The 16,093-nt window shown below is 58.5% G+C and carries 13 protein-coding genes; 7 read left to right on the forward strand and 6 right to left on the reverse strand.

Annotated features, from left to right (window positions below):
- From ABIB90_RS40940 to ABIB90_RS40950, 3 genes are all read right to left on the reverse strand, one after another.
- On the reverse strand, positions 1 to 402 hold a 402-nt coding region (locus ABIB90_RS40940), incomplete at its 3' end, for a polysaccharide deacetylase family protein (RefSeq protein ID WP_502918269.1).
- Complete coding sequence (locus ABIB90_RS40945; protein WP_027515900.1) at positions 399 to 1,031, reverse strand: NodA family N-acyltransferase; 633 nt, start codon at positions 1,029 to 1,031, stop codon at positions 399 to 401. The genes ABIB90_RS40945 and ABIB90_RS40940, both read right to left, overlap by 4 nt.
- The gene (locus ABIB90_RS40950; protein ID WP_354202914.1) at positions 1,028 to 1,432 is read right to left on the reverse strand and encodes a response regulator; all 405 of its coding nucleotides are present in this window, start codon (positions 1,430 to 1,432) and stop codon (positions 1,028 to 1,030) included. Before ABIB90_RS40950 ends, ABIB90_RS40945 begins: the two co-directional genes overlap by 4 nt.
- Before the next feature lie 471 nt (positions 1,433 to 1,903).
- Here ABIB90_RS40950 and ABIB90_RS40955 point away from each other — a divergent pair, with 471 nt between their 5' ends.
- The 7 genes from ABIB90_RS40955 to ABIB90_RS40985 all read left to right on the forward strand — a co-directional run bounded on the left by ABIB90_RS40955 (position 1,904) and on the right by ABIB90_RS40985 (position 12,512).
- Positions 1,904 to 2,833: a LysR family transcriptional regulator gene (locus ABIB90_RS40955; protein WP_279669297.1), complete on the forward strand. Its 930-nt coding sequence runs from the start codon at positions 1,904 to 1,906 to the stop codon at positions 2,831 to 2,833.
- A 92-nt stretch (positions 2,834 to 2,925) separates the two neighbouring features.
- A complete protein-coding gene (locus ABIB90_RS40960; protein ID WP_156948683.1) occupies positions 2,926 to 3,111 on the forward strand; it encodes a hypothetical protein in 186 nt (61 codons plus the stop codon).
- A gap of 2,363 nt (positions 3,112 to 5,474) precedes the next feature.
- On the forward strand, positions 5,475 to 6,194 hold the full coding sequence (locus ABIB90_RS40965; RefSeq protein WP_354101951.1) for a MerR family transcriptional regulator: 720 nt from the start codon (positions 5,475 to 5,477) through the stop codon (positions 6,192 to 6,194).
- A gap of 634 nt (positions 6,195 to 6,828) precedes the next feature.
- Entirely contained in the window at positions 6,829 to 7,935 is a 1,107-nt protein-coding gene (locus ABIB90_RS40970; protein WP_354202912.1) for a branched-chain amino acid ABC transporter substrate-binding protein, read from the forward strand.
- Positions 7,936 to 8,590: 655 nt separating this feature from the next.
- Entirely contained in the window at positions 8,591 to 9,667 is a 1,077-nt protein-coding gene (hisC, locus tag ABIB90_RS40975; protein ID WP_354101954.1) for a histidinol-phosphate transaminase, read from the forward strand.
- Positions 9,668 to 9,884: 217 nt separating this feature from the next.
- Complete coding sequence (locus tag ABIB90_RS40980) at positions 9,885 to 10,913, forward strand: LLM class flavin-dependent oxidoreductase (RefSeq protein ID WP_354202913.1); 1,029 nt, start codon at positions 9,885 to 9,887, stop codon at positions 10,911 to 10,913.
- Positions 10,914 to 12,161: 1,248 nt separating this feature from the next.
- On the forward strand, positions 12,162 to 12,512 hold the full coding sequence (locus tag ABIB90_RS40985) for a hypothetical protein (RefSeq protein WP_279669255.1): 351 nt from the start codon (positions 12,162 to 12,164) through the stop codon (positions 12,510 to 12,512).
- A 385-nt stretch (positions 12,513 to 12,897) separates the two neighbouring features.
- Here ABIB90_RS40985 and tnpC read toward each other — a convergent pair whose 3' ends face one another.
- The 3 genes from tnpC to tnpA all read right to left on the reverse strand — a co-directional run bounded on the left by tnpC (position 12,898) and on the right by tnpA (position 15,283).
- On the reverse strand, positions 12,898 to 14,376 hold the full coding sequence (gene tnpC, locus ABIB90_RS40990; RefSeq protein ID WP_354202915.1) for an IS66 family transposase: 1,479 nt from the start codon (positions 14,374 to 14,376) through the stop codon (positions 12,898 to 12,900).
- Positions 14,377 to 14,498: 122 nt separating this feature from the next.
- On the reverse strand, positions 14,499 to 14,855 hold the full coding sequence (gene tnpB / locus ABIB90_RS40995; protein WP_026233531.1) for an IS66 family insertion sequence element accessory protein TnpB: 357 nt from the start codon (positions 14,853 to 14,855) through the stop codon (positions 14,499 to 14,501).
- On the reverse strand, positions 14,852 to 15,283 hold the full coding sequence (tnpA, locus tag ABIB90_RS41000; protein ID WP_247476491.1) for an IS66-like element accessory protein TnpA: 432 nt from the start codon (positions 15,281 to 15,283) through the stop codon (positions 14,852 to 14,854). Before tnpA ends, tnpB begins: the two co-directional genes overlap by 4 nt.
- Positions 15,284 to 16,093: the final 810 nt, after the last annotated feature.

Below are 16,093 nucleotides of genomic sequence, written 5' to 3' on the forward strand. Positions count from 1 at the left end.
CTTCGCCGACGCGGCAAGGGCCTCCTTGGTCCATATCCCATACGGCGCACGCACGTGCCGCACGGAGTATTGCGGGCAGGCCATTCCGATGACCTTGTTCGTCGTGAGGATCTCGTAGTCCACCTCATCCGGCATGCATTTGGACAATTCCGGGTGCGTCATTGTGTGGTTTGCGATTTCGTGTCCTTCTGCAACGATCCGCTGAATCAGCTGTGGCTGGCCCGCTGCATATGCGCCGATCACGCAGAAGGTCGCGGGGGCCCGATGCTGCGCCAGAACGTCCAGGATAGCCGGCGTGCAATGTGGGTTCGGACCATCATCAAAGGTCAGATAGACGCAGTTCTCTCCGCCGGCCTCGGCGTAGTCGCTCCGCGCTTCAGTCACTTTGTTTGTCGACGTCACAGTTCTGGCCCGTTCCGTTCAATCATCTCACCGGCCGGCCATTCGCTCATTGGCCTAGCAATCGGCAGAACGAGGCCGACCACCTCCTCCACGCGCGTCGGAGGCACAGTGAGATATATATCCGGCCGAGCGGACCGGACACGAAGCCCTGGCAGAACGGTCGCCAATCCCTGTCGACCGAGCAGTCTCGTAATATGTTTCTGCAGGGCAGATCGGACCGTGCCGAAGCCGAACGGTACGCCAAGATCTCGCAACACGGGATACATCACGCGGATGGAGTGGCTGATTCCGAGCCCCTCGAGGTCCGGGCGTACCCCGTACAGTCCGAGTTCAGCCACGAGCAGATCGACCTCACCAACTTTGATGAAGCGGCGCAGTGCGCCAATGTGAATCGCGACGCCTCGATCATCGTAGCCGATTGCCCGAATCTCAGGCCTTGCGCCGGCCCAGCTTCGATGACCTTCAAAGGGCTTTGCGTTGAATGCCCCGGTCGGACCATAGGTCTTGCGGAAGAAGTCGGACAATTCAATATGGTCAGCGAGTTGAAGCTCGTTCTCCCAGCACAGCCTCCAACGAACTGGAGGGCGCGCCGAAGCACCTCGTGTGGATTCGGGCGCGATCATGTTCATAGAGAGTAATTCCTATTCATTATCTGGCTCCTGATGCAGGCCAGCAGTTGGCTACGTTCGAAAGGTTTTCTCAAGAACTGGAGTCCAGCTTGCAGCACTCGCGTCACGTCGTCTTCAAAATGGTCGGTGAGCAGAATCGTAGGAATCGCGCCTCCGGAGGCAACCAGATGATGGACAAGATCGAGTCCACTCATCGCGCTCGACTGCATCTCCGCGATCAGGCAGGACGTGATCGAACGGCGGCCCGATTTCAAGAACCCGTCTGCGCTCTCAAACGGTTCGGGCACGTAACCCGCGGAAAACACCACATCCGTGAGAGTTTCACGCACTGACCGATCTGCATTCACAATCGAGACCACATCGAGCGTGTGCGCAACTCGCATCAGATTCGCCAAGGACATCTTCGTTTGCATGTTCCGCACGATTTCACCCCAGCAAGGACGCAATCCAATCGACTGCGACCACAACACATTCGGCACCCGCAACCGGGAGGGTCTGACTGGACGGAAATCTACGGCCAAGTTGAGCGTTCGCTCAATTCTACGGCGGTACACGGCGAATATAGAATGGGTTGGCAAAGCCAAACGAAGGTTTGCCCGTCGTATATGCCAACGCAAGTTTGCGGATGCCCACCGTCCTAGATCGAGATATGGCTTGCGCAACACGCGCGAAACTGCGAGCGCACGGTCCAGACGCGTTGATTGATCCTTGGCCCTGAGCTGAGAGGCCATCTCGAACCCGGCGCAACGCTTCATAACCATTCTGATAGATCTGACTTCTCGCTAAACTATCGTTTGCTATCCTCATTCGGTACAAATGGTAAAATCGATTGTATCGATAGAACATATTCACACCGTGGATCACTCAGCATTATGCGCTTCAAGGGCCTCGATCTGAATCTTCTCGTCGCGTTCGACGCCCTGGTGACGCAAGGCAACCTCACTGCGGCGGCAAGAAGCATCAACCTCAGTCAACCTGCCATGAGTGCCGCCGTCGCGCGGCTTCGCTCTTACTTTCGCGATGAGCTATTCACGATGAGGGGCCGAAAACTTGTGCCGACGCCGCGGGCTGAAGCACTCGCAGCCCCAATTCGCGAGGCTCTCGCTCACATTCAGCTGTCCATCATCTCTCCGGACGACTTCAATCCGTCTCAATCGACGCGGCGATTCAAGATCATCCTGTCCGACTTCATGACTGTCGTGTTTTTTCGAAGAATCGTGGACCGCGTCGCGCGGGAAGCTCCAACAATCAATTTCGAGTTGCTGCCACCCGCAGAGGAACCCGACGAGCTCCTCCGGCGCGGTGAAGTTGATTTTCTGATGTATCCGGAGATGTTCATGTCGAGTGAGCATCCCAAGGCGGCACTGTTCGAGGACACCTTCGTCTGCGTGGGCTGCCCCATGAATAAGCAGCTAGCACCGCGACTCACTTTCGAGAAATACATGTCAATCGGGCACGTCGAAGCTCGGTTTGGGCGTTTCTTGAGGCCCTCCTTCCATGAATGGCTCTTGCTCGAGCATGGTTTCAAGATACGCACCGAGGTCGCCGTCCAGGGTTTTGGTATGATTCCGCCTATGTTATTGGGCACCAACCGTATCGCGAGCATGCCATCAAGGCTCGTCAGCCATTTCGCAAAGACGATGCCCCTGCGGGTCATCGAACCTCCGCTGCGACTTCTCACATTCACTGAGGCCGTCCAATGGCCGGCGATTCATAACACTGATCCTGCAAGCATTTGGATGCGCAACATATTCTTGCAAGAAGCATCCATGATGCTCCCCCCGTCCGAGAGCAGCCAATGACACAGCTCGTTGTAGGATTGTTCGGGCCGGCTGCGACCTAACCAGATCTACGCCAGGCTCGAAGCTCCGGTGTCCTCTGACTGACGTTGAGCATGGTCGAAATTGCCACGCTTGAGCGCAGTTTGATCGAGCCGCAGGCGCTGTTGATCTCGCGCTGGCATGATGATCTTGTGCGTCATACAGCTCGTTCGGCGGCGCTCTCCCCAACGATTTTCGCTGATCCAGACCGGCTGCATCGCACCGCTCAATGTGAGCCGAGGTCAGAGCTCACGAAATGATCCGGCGAGTCGGGTGAACAATATCCGGCTTCAGCACCACAATTCCCTTGAATCGCACGCCGCGTCAGGTTGTAGACCAGCACCTGCGATCGAGGCTGCAAACTGGACGTTCGTAGCGCACCCGCACCGCTCTTCGCCTGACGCTGGACATTCTTCTGACCCTCAACTGTCCGACGATCGAAGTAATGCCGAAGGACGCCAGTAGCTAGACGTCTATGTGACGGGCGACCTAAAAGGGCGATGCCCGCTCGTTCGCGTCGAACCAACTTGTTCTGCCGAACGCCAACGCCGTCGGCCCTCGGGCGCGCAAAGCCCAACGCGAGCTGACGTAAACTCGGGAGAGCGGGACCTGCAAGTCAGAGGTATTGCGTAACGCTAGAAATGGAGGTTGGGACACGTCATCTCAATGATGCCTATCTTACTCTGTTGTACTCGATCCGGCATGATCGAGCGCAACCGCAAAGTCGCGGCCCGTAGGATCAACCTGGATCCGCCAACCATGAACTCGCGGCATTGGCGCGTTGACCAGGTGTTTGTGATGAGTGTTTCTGATGAGAGGACGGCAGCTGTGCCAATGTCCGCGCACGCAACAGAACGGCTCGCCGTTCCAATTCGCCGAGCCCTGCTCCACCTCCAGCTCTTGATTATTTGGCCGACATGTTCACCCAAGCCAGATCGGATCATGCGTGCGGGGCCCTTCCTTCGGTTCTCGCGACAGTCATGTCCTTTCGGAAGTGTCGTGGCGTGACGCGCGACGCCACCGCCGCCGATCTCGAGTTGCTGCCCCTCACCGCTGAGCCCGATGGGCCATCGGCGCAGTAACATGATTTGCCTATCTTACCCGAAGCATTTATGTCCAGCGCGCACACGTCAAAGCGATACTGCTCGACGATGAAATTGAGTGAGTGAGCTGCCGGACGAGCAAGTCAATACCGCGAAGGGGGAACTTCGATCCTTATGTTCGATAGGATACTTGCGGCGAATTCGCCAGACACGGGCCCCCCAGATTAGAGGGGTGGCGTTGGCTTGAGCGCGCATTAAGATCCTCGTGCAAGCTATAGCATCATCATCCTTTGCTATTGCGGATGCGCATAGCGCGGCTGTCAGCAAGGCTCGTCAAGTTTTCTGCAAACACAATGCCGCTATGATCCCTGCACTTGTAGTGGATTGCATCTGGCGAGGCCGTCCGATGTACCGCGGTCCGCGGCACTGATCCGGCACAGGTCTGGATATGCGAGTCATTGCTTTAGGAGCCATGGCACGTTGTCGTTTCGCCGCGCGTGGCCGCGCTGCGCCGGCGGAACCCATGGACCCGTTTCGAGCGCCTCCACGTCCACGGATGCCGGAGTCCTCCTTCGAGACTCGTTCCTCAATCGTGAGCAACGTCTCGCCAGCCGCGCGAGATGCGCTTGCGTTGAGATCCATGCCGGAAATGGTATTGAGGCCCGCTTTCGCTCATCCTCCCGACGCTTCGCGGCCGCGGAGTTGCGCCATTAATGAGCAGCCCTCATCTTGTGGCATTCCAAAAACAGATGTAGCCATGCGCGAGCAACGCCTTCGCGCCCACAATGCCATCCCAACGGGACTAGCAGAGTGTTGAAAACGCTCTTAGGCGCTGAGCCGGCGGCCGCGCCACGACCTGGTGGTAGAGCTGATCTGCCATGATTGACCAATCAACGCCCGGCTCAACGATAGACACCACAGCGAGGATTGCGATCGAAAGAGGCCCACCGGATCAGGACTGTGTCTGGGTCCGCCGTTTCGTGACGCACTATCTTAAGATCAAGCGGAGGTGCATGCACATGCGCTCGCTTTTCGTGAGCTGATGGCTACCGCGGCGGCAGCATCCAGGAGAAATTGCACAGTTTCCGGTTAGCGCGGTCTTGGACAAAAGTAAGCACACGCCGTGTTGCACAATGGCATCACGCGACTCCTCCCTGTCGCATTCCTTCGCGCACGTCGCCAGTCCGTCTCGTTTTTGCCCCACCACGGCCAAACGGCTTCGTCACGTGCGGCGCGAGTGCGACAATGAAAGGAGCCTACTCTTGAATGAATCGAGTGGAGTCTACGATCCGGAGGATCTCGCGATGTTGGGACACCTTTTTGATCAAGCAATCACATGTTTACCGACATGCATGCGAAACAGCGAGAACCGAGCGGCGATCGCGAGACTCGTTCTGCAACGCGCAGCGAGGGATGAATTGGGGTCGCTGGTGAACTTGATGCTTGCACTTGTCTCGGCCGCTTGATCAACAGCAGCTCTCTGTCCTTCTGCGGTTCGCAGCAAGAGACGCATCATCTAGATCATTGAAATAACTTGATTCTCACGTGACGTCAGGTTGTAGGCTTGAAAATTGAGGACCATGACAAACGCCACACCACGACGGCGCCGATGGCGCATTGGAGAACTTGCAGAGGCGACCGGTGTAACGGTCCGCACTCTACATCACTACGAACATACTGGGTTGTTGACGGTCTCGGAACGTACCGACGGCGGTCACCGCATGTACGATCGTGAAAGCCTACAACGCGTCTCTCAGATTCGCGCGCTGCGTGAGCTCGGCTTCTCGCTTCCTGAGATCCGCAAAGCAATCGAGGGGCGGACGTCTCTCACGGACCTATTGCGCAACCATCTGGAACGGATTGAACTTCAAGTCGCGCGGGCGACATTATTAAGGGACCGATTGCGCAATATGACGACGCAAGGTGAGACACAAGTCAGTGTCGACGAACTGCCGGCCACGTTGGACGCAATGTCGCGGATTGAGAAGCGTACCCGCTCGGCGATCTGCACATGCGCCTCTAATGCTAGCCGCGAAGATCGGTGGCGCACGATTCGCGACGAGCTACGAAGCTGCATGGATCAGGGCGAGTCTCCATGCAGTGAGCGGGCAATTGCGGTCGCGCGTCAGGCCCGTTCGCTGCTGACTGAGATCGCAGGAGTTGATTCGACCGTCTCAATGATACTCAAGGTGCTGACGCGATTGACCGAACCACATAATCTCGCCGGCTGGGATGCGAGCCTCATGCGATACCTCGATCTCGCCCTCGCCGCGCTGGAGGACCAGCTGGGACAGAATTGACGCGGTTGCGCACTGCTTGTCGGAATGTCTGTAACCAACGAGTTGATGGTGACCGATCAATTCTGACGAGGTCGTTGGCCTGTAGCAGTTCCTCTCCGACTCTGCATTGTCGGCACTCATTGAGTCCTTCGCTCTGTGAGGTTTGGCGAGCAACCTCGACGTGCAAGCTTCGAAGCACTTGATTCGCACGTAGCGTCATATTGTACCGTCTAACGCGTCGTCACAGCGACGGGGCGGGCAGACCGTCGGCTAAACCGAGGGAGACTCCAATGATCGGCATCACTTTCGGACTTTCCCGGTGAGAGGCCTCGGCGCGAACACGTCGGTGGATGATCGTCCGGGCCCTTCAAGCGCCTCGTCGGCACACATCTGCCGAGCACAGGAGATTTGGCGAGTGTACCGGATGCCGGCAGGATGTTCGATATGGGTCCTGTCAACGCCTGGAGGACGCTCTCCTGACCACTCCCCAATCCGTCCGTGCCCGCCCGATGCTTATGGATGAACTTGTCAACAACTTGAGCCTGTTCGTACCAATCTGAGTTCGATTCAAACATCATTGCGCCGGACTGCTGGTCGCCGCGTCATACCAACGGCGAAGCAGACTAAGACGTGGCGCGATAGTCGGGAGCCCCACATGCCGATTCTTCGCGTTCATAGGCTTGCAATTGCTGCGCTCCTTTCCTTGACCCTCAGTTCGAGCGCCTGGGCAAACGATGTTTACATTCCGGTAGCGGGCCCAATGACGGGAAGTACTGCGGCGCTGGGCGCGCAGATACGCGACGGAGCGACCGCGGCCATGAATTCGATAAATGCATCGGGTCTACTGCCTGACACAAAGCCCATATTGAGGATTGCCGACGACGCAAGCGATCCCAAGCGGGCCGTCGCTGTTGCCAATCGCTTGACAGCTGACGGGATCGAGCTTGTCGTTGGGCCCTTCCCTTCAAATTCGTCGACCCCGGCTTCAGATATATACACCGAAGCGGAGGTGATTCAGATTTCACCTGGCTCGACGAATCCCCGCCTGACAGAGCGTGGCCTAACCACGCTGTTTCGGATTTGCCGCCGCGATGACCAACAAGGCAGGGGTGCGGCCGACTACATCGTGCGGCACCACCAAGGCGCAAAGCTCGCGGTCCTCGACGATAAGGGTACAGCAGAAGGCATCGCCGATATCGTTGAACCGCGGCTTCGAGCAGCTGGCGAGCACACTGGTCGACAAAGCGATTTTGCCGGCGAGAAGGAGTACACCACTCGGGTTTCGAAACTGAAGAGAGAGGGACTCCAGATCGTCTATGTCGGCTATTACAACGAGATCGACATCATCTTGCGTCAAGCTGCGGAGGCGGGCGCACGCCTGACCGTGATCGCCGACGATCCGCTGATGTCAAGCGGCCTTTTGGCCATTGCCGGCGAGGCCGCAAAGGGCACGCTCATCACCTTTATGCCGGACCGTACGAATAATGCTGCAGGGGCAGCCGCTGTCGCTAGGCTCAAGGATTCGAGCCTATCCGCCGCGGGTTACACGCTCTACGCTTATGCCGCGGTTCAAGCATGGGCAGACTCCGTCAAACGGGCCGGGAGCTTCGATGCCACCCCGGTCGCTGCGGCCCTACGCTCGGGTTTAATCGAAACGGCCATTGGCACAGTTCGATTCGACTCCAAGGGAGACAATGCCGCTCCTGGCTTCATCGTTTACGGCTGGCGCGACAATACCGTCGAAGCGGTCGAGCAGAACTGATCGCCCGACTCAACACCGCACGGAGCGTTCGAATGATGAACCATCCTCGACATAGCGATTACGCGCTGCCCACGTGCCTCGCAGTCGCAGCAGTCGCAGCATTTCTCGCCCTCACAGCAGTGCTATCACAGCTGTCGTGCGCGCCCGAACGGCCGCCCGAAGAGTACGTTCCCATTCGCCTGGTGCCACTGCAGTGAGCACCACTTCCAGATTCTTAGGCCGACGAACATCGGCACCTTCTTCCCGCTCGTCAAACTGATTGGAAACTGTCATGGCCTCTTCAGAAGGAACGTACCTTATGGGCAAGATGTCAGTCGCGCACAGTCGCTCTACGATTTGCGCGAATTCGAGCCAAGCGTTAGAGCGCTGTTCGGCGGAGTGGACGTGGCGTGCCTTCTCTTCGCGGAGACAAGTATCCGTTTGGATAACGCCGTGCGGCGCCTGATCCGTGCTGATCGTTAACAATTTGAGACGGGCTCTGATCCGGTGCGGCGCTTAGATCTAAGCCCGGCTATTGAACCCCCAACATTCATTCATGAACGCCTTGCGCTTCCCGGCTCCGAATATAGCACGCGCCACGTAGGCTCGATGAACGCCGTCAACTGCTCGCGTCGACAAAAGGGAGAACACCAAATTGGATACCAAACTGCAAGCTATGCTTTCCTCGCTCTCGCCGGTCGCACGCGAATTGGATGCCCTGCCGTCCGGGCGGCCCACCCCGGACAATGGTTGCGTGAAACTGAACACGAATGAGAACCCATTTCCTTTGCCAGGCGTCGTGATGCGAAGCGCAATTGCAGCCCTTGAGCTGCAATACCTCTATCCTGAAGACGATAATATCAGCTTGAGAGAAGCGGCCGCAGCGGCCTATGGCATCGCAACCGATCGCGTAATGGCTGGCAATGGATCGTCTGAACTCCTCAGTCTAATCTACAGAGCCCTTCTTGCCCCCGGCGACGGCATCGCAATGATGTCGCCCGGCTTCTCATTCAATCGCAAGCTCGCCATGTTACAAGGGGCCCGCTTCATTGAAATTCCCTGGTTTGAACCTGATTGCTTGCCGATGGACGAGCTGCTTTTCGGTGCGGCTAAAGATGCCAAATTCATTCTGCTGGCCAATCCGAACAATCCGACCGGAACCTTTGTTCCGCTCGCTGAGATCGAACGCCTCGTTATACGATCTGACCGATTGATTGTATTGGACGAAGCTTATGTCGATTTCGCACCCGAGGACGGCCTACGCCTTGTTGAGCGCCATTCGAATCTTCTGGTCCTACGTACGTTTTCCAAGAGTTATTCCGCCGCTGGCATTCGCATCGGCTTCGGTTTCGGCCATCCAGAGCTGATTGGGCGGCTTCGCAACATCCAGAATGTCTTCAACATGAATGTGGTCGCTCAAGCGGTAGGCATGAGCGTCCTTGCGCATCGCGACGCCTACGAGGAGAACCATCGCCACGTCAGGGTTGAGCGGCAGCGCGTAGCGGCCGCCCTTTCAGAATTTGGGTTCTCTGTAACGCCTTCCCACGCGAATTTTCTCCTCGCCCGTGTGCCCGTAGGCCAGAGTGGCAGATGGTGGCAGGCGGCGTTGGGAGACCACAAAATCCTTGTTGCCTTCTTTCCGGATGCCGGCCTGGAAGAGTGCATTCGGGTTAGCATCGGTACAAAGCGCCAGATGGATGCTTTTCTTGCGGCTGTCGGCAGCATTCTTACGAAAGTGGGATGCCGTGGCTAGTGGCCCCTTCCACTCATGTCACGCATCCCCGTTCGGGGTCGATCCGGACAAACACCTGATGCAGTTTCGCGACGCAGCTGGAGTCAGTTTTCATCCAGTCAGCGCATTACCAGCTATTGAGAACGGCTTCGCAGCATATGCAGCGCATGCGAGCGACCACCTCTTGTACCCCGAAAACCCGGCGGACTCCGGTCCTCTCTATATAGGAGATAACTGAGTGAGAAACGTTCTTCCCTCAAACCTGACCTGCGGTATCTTTGATCACCTTGACGAGGACGGCCGCGATATCGCCCGGCAATACGCGGACCGCCTCGCGCTCGCTGAGGCCTACGACCGGCTCGGTTTCTATGCCTATCATCTGGCGGAGCATCATTGCACTCCCCATGGACGGGGTCCGTCGCCGAACTTGTTTCTGTCGAGCGTCATACAACGGACACGGCGACTTCGCGTTGGTCCATTGGTCATGCTGCTCAACCTCTATCACCCGCTGCGTGCATTCGAGGAGATCTGCATGTTGGATCACCTGAGCAGCGGCAGGGTTGAGGTCGGCCTTGGTCGCGGCTCCCTGCCGATCGAACTGAGCTATTTTGGGGTTGGAGCCGATGTTGCCTCAAGCCGTTACGAGGAAGCTTCCCAAATCTTCGTTAGCGCGATGAATGGCGGCCCGCTCTCATACCAAGGGCAACATTTTGCGCTGAACGACGTTCCTTTGACGCTTTCGCCTCACCAGCGTCCCTGTCCACCGACCTGGATTGCTACAAATCGGCCAGAGTCCGCCCACTGGGCGGCGGCAAATGGCGCAAATCTGGCGTGCATGGGGCCTTCTTCTGCCGTTCGCAAGGTCACCGATCGCTATCACGCTCATCGAAGCGCGGAGCGTGACGCCAGCGGTGCAGCACCATTTCTCGCATTGCTCCGCATGGTCGTAATCGCGAGCTCTGAAGCAGCGGCCCGTTCCCTCGCCGCCCCAGCCTACGAAACGTGGCTCAACAGCTTTAAGTTCCTGTACGAGCTCAACGACATCCCGCCTCCGTCCAATCTACCCCTGACCTTAAATGCCGCAATTGAGAGTGAACTATGCGTTGTCGGAACGCGCGCTTCGGTGCGCCAAACTCTTCTCGATCACGTGGAAGAGGCAGGCGCCAACTATCTCCTTTGCCAGCTCGCCTTCGGATCTCTGACACTGGATGCCTGCCTCAATACGGCAACAGCGATTCACTCGGAGCTCATAGCGGCAGACCGCTGACGGGTGAGCCAACTGCGAATTCCGATACAACCAGCAACAAATGGCAGCGCCAAGGCCGATGATGCCGGAGCCGAATGCATCTATAAGGCCGCTCTTGCGGTCCAAACCGCTTCTAGGCGGATTCAACCCTTTGGACTACATCACGAAGCAGGTGGCTTGAGGGCAATGAATAGCCTGTCCTTCACTTTGCGTGCGTTAACACTACCCGAGCCGTGGTTTGCTTGGGCAGGTAAGTCGGCTCGCGCTCGTTCCGCTTTGGCGCGCCGGTTCATCGATCGCATTCCACACGAATCCAAGGTGTGGCTTATCGCCCGAAGGGCCCTGTCGTGAGGCGGTCCCGGCAGCGCCCCACCCAGACGGAGGAGATCGCGCGTAAGCTCGAGATCGTGCTGGCGGAGTTGGCTTCGCTGCGCATTCTGCTGGCCGCGCACGGCATTAGCACCCCGCGACCTCTCGATGAGGACTACCTCACTGTTCAGCGGTTCGCGGTGATGAACCACATAAGCCCCGAAGCCGTGCTCTCTCGAATCCGCCGCGGCAAGTTACGCGCGGAGAAACGCGGCGGCCGGTGGTGGGTAAAATGCACGGTTTGCACAGCATAGCCGTGCAGCGACGAGGACAGTAAGACAGACGAAGTGAATCAATCCGAGATACGGACGCCGGCACAAGAAATGATATGTGCGTTTAAGTTAGCATTTCCTCTGAGCTCGACCAGACGGCCGATGGAGACTCGAGAGATCGAGCGAGGTCAACGTGGCGCACGACCAACACACCTCCGCCAGATCGGGAGGCTCGATCTCGATGCACCCATGCAATCACGAAACGCGTGGGCGCGCCCTGAGCACCGGGTATCGGATGACCACCGTTGCGTGACCGGGATTACTCAGTCAATTCCGCCTGGTTAACAGAGCGATCCCAGTGAACAAGCGGAAAAGCATTGGACGCCTGGCAGCAGAAGTCCAACTCCGATGCCGCTGGCGGTTTGTGGCCAAACAGAACCACCCTCCATGTCGGTTTTTCGACGTGAGCCACCGCTGGCGCCCGGGTTACGGCCTGGAGCACAGGAAAGATAAATGCTTTGCTCGCAAATCGCACGCTTTGCGAGCTTCCCTGAGCAACCTGCGTCTCACGCGCCTGGCAGAGAAATTGCACCCCAGTCATTCGCCTGTTTCGCCGCGCGCGCCGGTGTCAAACGGGAACAGATCTGATTTCGCTAAGATGGTCGCCAGAATCTGGCTGGAGAAGGAGATGGCAATGATGTCACCAAGACTGATGTCAGTCCTCGGTTCTATGGTAACAGTCGAGCGTATGTTTTGGAAACTTCGAGAATTGATCGATGGAGACGGCTCAATCTCACCTGACGTTCGAGAGACGCTTCATGTAATGTTAGATGCAAAGCTGCTTTCCGCAAAAGATAAGATTATGAGCGACGCGCGCGCTGCGATCGACGCGACTCCTGATTTGACGCAGGCGGTCCGCGACCGAGCATTCAGGTCGCTCGATTTTGCAACGAAAATGTTCATGACCAGCGAACCGCGCCGCACTCAGGATCCACTTAGCCGAGGCGGCATCTGCAGCGCTAATCCCAAGATGCATTGATCTATGTCCGCTTCACCCATCGCCCGCCGCAACACTTGGCTGTGCACTGTTGATGTTAGCCGAGGCGCTTCGATTGAGCTCCTGAGGAGCTTTCAAGCTGGCGGAATCGAGTGACAGCGACCTCGCTAGTTGATGAATCTAATGTCTGCTGGGGCCGGCACGCTTGGTTGGGGCCTGCCGAAATGCTGCGGGCTCGGGTTTGTCTCAAGCATCCGGAAGCAGGGGCTCTCTGGCCATCTTTGACGTCCTCTGCGTCCAGCCAATATGCGAGTCCCCTCAGCTCTGTAGCTTAATCATAAAATGGGCCGGCCACTCGTCGTCATCGGGCAGCGGCGAGGGCTCGACTCTGTTCGTGCGAAGCAGTGCTCGTTCGTAAGCGTCGTTGTCAGGCCACGGCTTTGAGGGCTTGAGCGCGGTAGGCCCAGGGCAGTAGCAGGTCGATGTCGCGGTTTGGATGTCCGTTGACGATCCTGGTCAGGACGTCGGTGAGGTGGGCGAGCGGATCGACGTCGTTGATCTTGCAGGTCTCGACCAAGGAAGCGATGACCGCCCAATGCTCGGCGCCGCCGTCGGATCCTGCAAATAGTGCATTCTTGCGGCAAAGTTTGATACCGCGGATTGATCGCTCGATGGTGTTGTTATCGAGTTCGATCCGGCCATCGTCAATGAAGCGCGTCAGTCCTTGCCAGCGCGAGAGAGCATAGCGGATGGCCTCGGCGAGCTTGATCTTCTGGCTGATGAGAGCCAGCTTGGCGCGCAGCCATACCTCAAAGGCATCGGCCAGTGGTCGGCTCTTCTGCTGCCGCACGAGGCGACGCTCCTCCGCGCTGCGGCCGCGAATCTCCTTCTCGATCGCATAGAATGCGGCGATGTGGTTGAGCGCCTCGCTTGCGATTGGAGCGGGGCCGGCTGTCGCGAGTTCGTAGAAGTTGCGCCGCATGTGCACCCAGCAGAAGGCGAGCTCGACTCCGCCGCGTTCGGCAAGCTTTGGATAGGCGTTGTAGCCATCGACCTGCAGGACGCCCTTGAAGCCGGCGAGATGGCTGAACAGCCGCTCGGCTTTGCGGTCGGGTGCATAGACATAGGCAATGCCGGGCGGATCGAGGCCGCCCCAGGGCCTGTCGTCGGCTGCATAGGCCCAGAGCTGGCCGGTCTTGGTGCGCCCTCGACCCGGATCGAGCACCGGCACCGTCGTCTCGTCGGCGAACAGCTTGGATCTCGCGCGAAGCAGAGCGAGAAGGCGCTCATGCAGCGGGCGCAGATGGAAGGCGGCATGCCCAACCCAGTCCGCCAGCGTCGATCGATCGAGAGCGATGCCTTGGCGGGCATAGATCTGGGCCTGTCGGTAGAGCGGCAGATGATCGGCATATTTGGACACCAGAACCTGGGCGACGGTTGCCTCCGTCGGCAGGCCGCCCTCGATCAGCCGGGCCGGAGCCTCGGCCTGCGTGACGCCATCTTCGCAGGCTCGGCAGGCGTATTTAGGACGCCGGGTGACGACAACGCGGAACTGCGCCGGCACCATGTCCAGCCGCTCGCTCCTGTCTTCACCGATCCGATGCAGTTCGCCCTGGCAGCAGGGGCAGGTCTTGTCGTCGAGGTCGACGACGACCTCGATCCGCGGCAGGTGGGCCGGCAGTGCTCCGCGATTGACGCGGCGCTTGCGTGCGCGCTCCGCCCGGCCTTCCGGGGCTGTCTCGTCCCGACCAGCCTCGGCAAAGGCTGCGACCTGTTGGACGTCATCGAGGCCCAGCAGCATCTGCTCCTCGGGAAGCGACTCTGCCTTCCGGCCAAAGCGGTGGCGTTGCAGCTCCTTGATAATCTGACGCAGCCGCTCGCTCTCGTGAAGCGCTGCCAGCAGCATCGCCTTGAGCGTCTCGGGATCATCAGGAAGGTTATCGCTCACAGGTAAATCAGAGCATATTCGCGCCCGCTTGACGACGTGCTCGATGCCCCTGATTCACTTCGCCGCAGCACGGCTCACAATTATCCGACTTGCGTCGGCACGACCGTCTCCCGTGCCGCGTGGACACGCCGCCAATCGAGCCCTTCGAGCAGCGCCGACAATTCCGCCGCCGACAAACGCATCACGCCATCCTCGATCTTCGGCCAGCGGAAGACGCCGTCTTCGAGCCGCTTGGCGAACAGGCACAAACCCGTACCATCCCAGAAGATCAGCTTGATCCGGTCGGCGCGCTTGGCACGGAACACATAAACAGCACCCGAGAACGGGTCAGCCTGCATGTGCTCGCGTACCAATATGGCAAGCCCCTCCATTCCCTTGCGGAAGTCGACCGGCTTGGTTGCCACCATCACCCGGACAGTTCCGGACGGGCCGATCACCGGCTTGCCTTCAGCGCATGGACGATGGCCGCAATCATCGCCACATCCGCGCCTCGGCCGACCCGGATAGTGACGCCCTCGGCTTCGATCTCGATGCCCCCGATATCCGGCTTGGCCTTGCGTCGCGCTGTCTTGCGCTCATGGCCAACAGCCACGGCCGGTACCAAGGCGTCTACCACCGCCGGTACAAACGGTGGATCGTCAGCCATCGGCGTCGGCAACCGGCGTGCTTGCCGGCGCCAGGTGAACACTTGTTGTGGGGTCAGCCCGTGTCGCCGGGCAATCTCGGAAACGACGGCGCCCGAGACCAGCGTCTCCTCGACAATCCGGGCCTTGTCGTCCTTGGAGAACCAACGACGGCGTCCCGTCTCCGTGATCACTTCCAGCCGGCGCGCCGTCACGTCCGATCTAAGCGTATGGTCAAGCATAGACACAAGCCGATCCCTTCAAAGAGATCGTGAAACTCGCCTATCCCATGTGCCGCGAGAAGGTGGGAGCGGAACGACGCTTACGCTCGAGTTGATTCAACTCAAGCATCTTGGTTCGCGTTTTCGTGCGATGGCTTCGATGCTTGGCGATGAGTTTCCGAACCGAAGGTCGCGTGTTGAGCCATTCTTCGGTATGCGCCTGATCAATTGGATCAAGAGGACCGGCACACCCGTCCGACGTTGATGAATCCCTCTTGCCCCATCCGGAGCATGGATACCTCCCATCAAAACAATAGATTTTACCAATATTCTCCGAATCCACATAGCTAGCCGCCGGCTATAGCAAGGACGTTCAGGATCAGGCGCGTGACGACCTATTCGCGATTTTCAACGCAATGTGCGGATGACGAGCAAGCGCCAGCACATGATCACCCCTTGCGTCCAGATAGAGGCAAGTCTTGGTCTCGCTATCGTGGCACGCGCGAGCTTCTTGCATGCATTAATCTGGCTCCAACATCAGCCATGAGACAGCATAGGCAGCTTGCCTTCAGATCTCTGGCCAGTCTTAGCATCAGCGGCGCAGCGCAAGCCGATAGCAACGAGGGCGATCTAGCGCCGTTGGGTGCAGCGCTCTTGCAGCCTGATCCCGGATGGATGCGTTTGACGCGCACCGGTCCGGCGTCGCGTCGATCGTGAGTGCTTTGCGAGTCAACAAGCAACTGGAGCGTCTTTGATGCGGGCTCGTGGCCACGGCACATGCGTGCGCCGTATTGGATATGGACCAAGGAGGCCCTCGCCGCATCGGCGAAA

Origin of the sequence: Bradyrhizobium sp. JR4.1 (assembly GCF_040548605.1) — a bacterium.
GTDB classification, from domain to species: Bacteria; Pseudomonadota; Alphaproteobacteria; order Rhizobiales; family Xanthobacteraceae; genus Bradyrhizobium; species Bradyrhizobium canariense.

Bases quoted from the DNA above. Each gene is read 5' to 3' on its own strand.
- ABIB90_RS40965 (WP_354101951.1), top strand. From the start codon at position 5,475: ATGACAAACGCCACACCACGACGGCGCCGATGGCGCATTGGAGAACTT.
- ABIB90_RS40945 (WP_027515900.1), bottom strand. From the start codon at position 1,031: ATGAACATGATCGCGCCCGAATCCACACGAGGTGCTTCGGCGCGCCCT.
- ABIB90_RS40960 (WP_156948683.1), top strand. From the start codon at position 2,926: ATGGTCGAAATTGCCACGCTTGAGCGCAGTTTGATCGAGCCGCAGGCG.
- ABIB90_RS40950 (WP_354202914.1), bottom strand. From the start codon at position 1,432: ATGTCCTTGGCGAATCTGATGCGAGTTGCGCACACGCTCGATGTGGTC.
- ABIB90_RS40970 (WP_354202912.1), top strand. From the start codon at position 6,829: ATGCCGATTCTTCGCGTTCATAGGCTTGCAATTGCTGCGCTCCTTTCC.
- tnpC (WP_354202915.1), bottom strand. From the start codon at position 14,376: ATGCTGCTGGCAGCGCTTCACGAGAGCGAGCGGCTGCGTCAGATTATC.
- hisC (WP_354101954.1), top strand. From the start codon at position 8,591: ATGCTTTCCTCGCTCTCGCCGGTCGCACGCGAATTGGATGCCCTGCCG.
- tnpA (WP_247476491.1), bottom strand. From the start codon at position 15,283: ATGCTTGACCATACGCTTAGATCGGACGTGACGGCGCGCCGGCTGGAA.
- ABIB90_RS40955 (WP_279669297.1), top strand. From the start codon at position 1,904: ATGCGCTTCAAGGGCCTCGATCTGAATCTTCTCGTCGCGTTCGACGCC.
- ABIB90_RS40985 (WP_279669255.1), top strand. From the start codon at position 12,162: ATGGCAATGATGTCACCAAGACTGATGTCAGTCCTCGGTTCTATGGTA.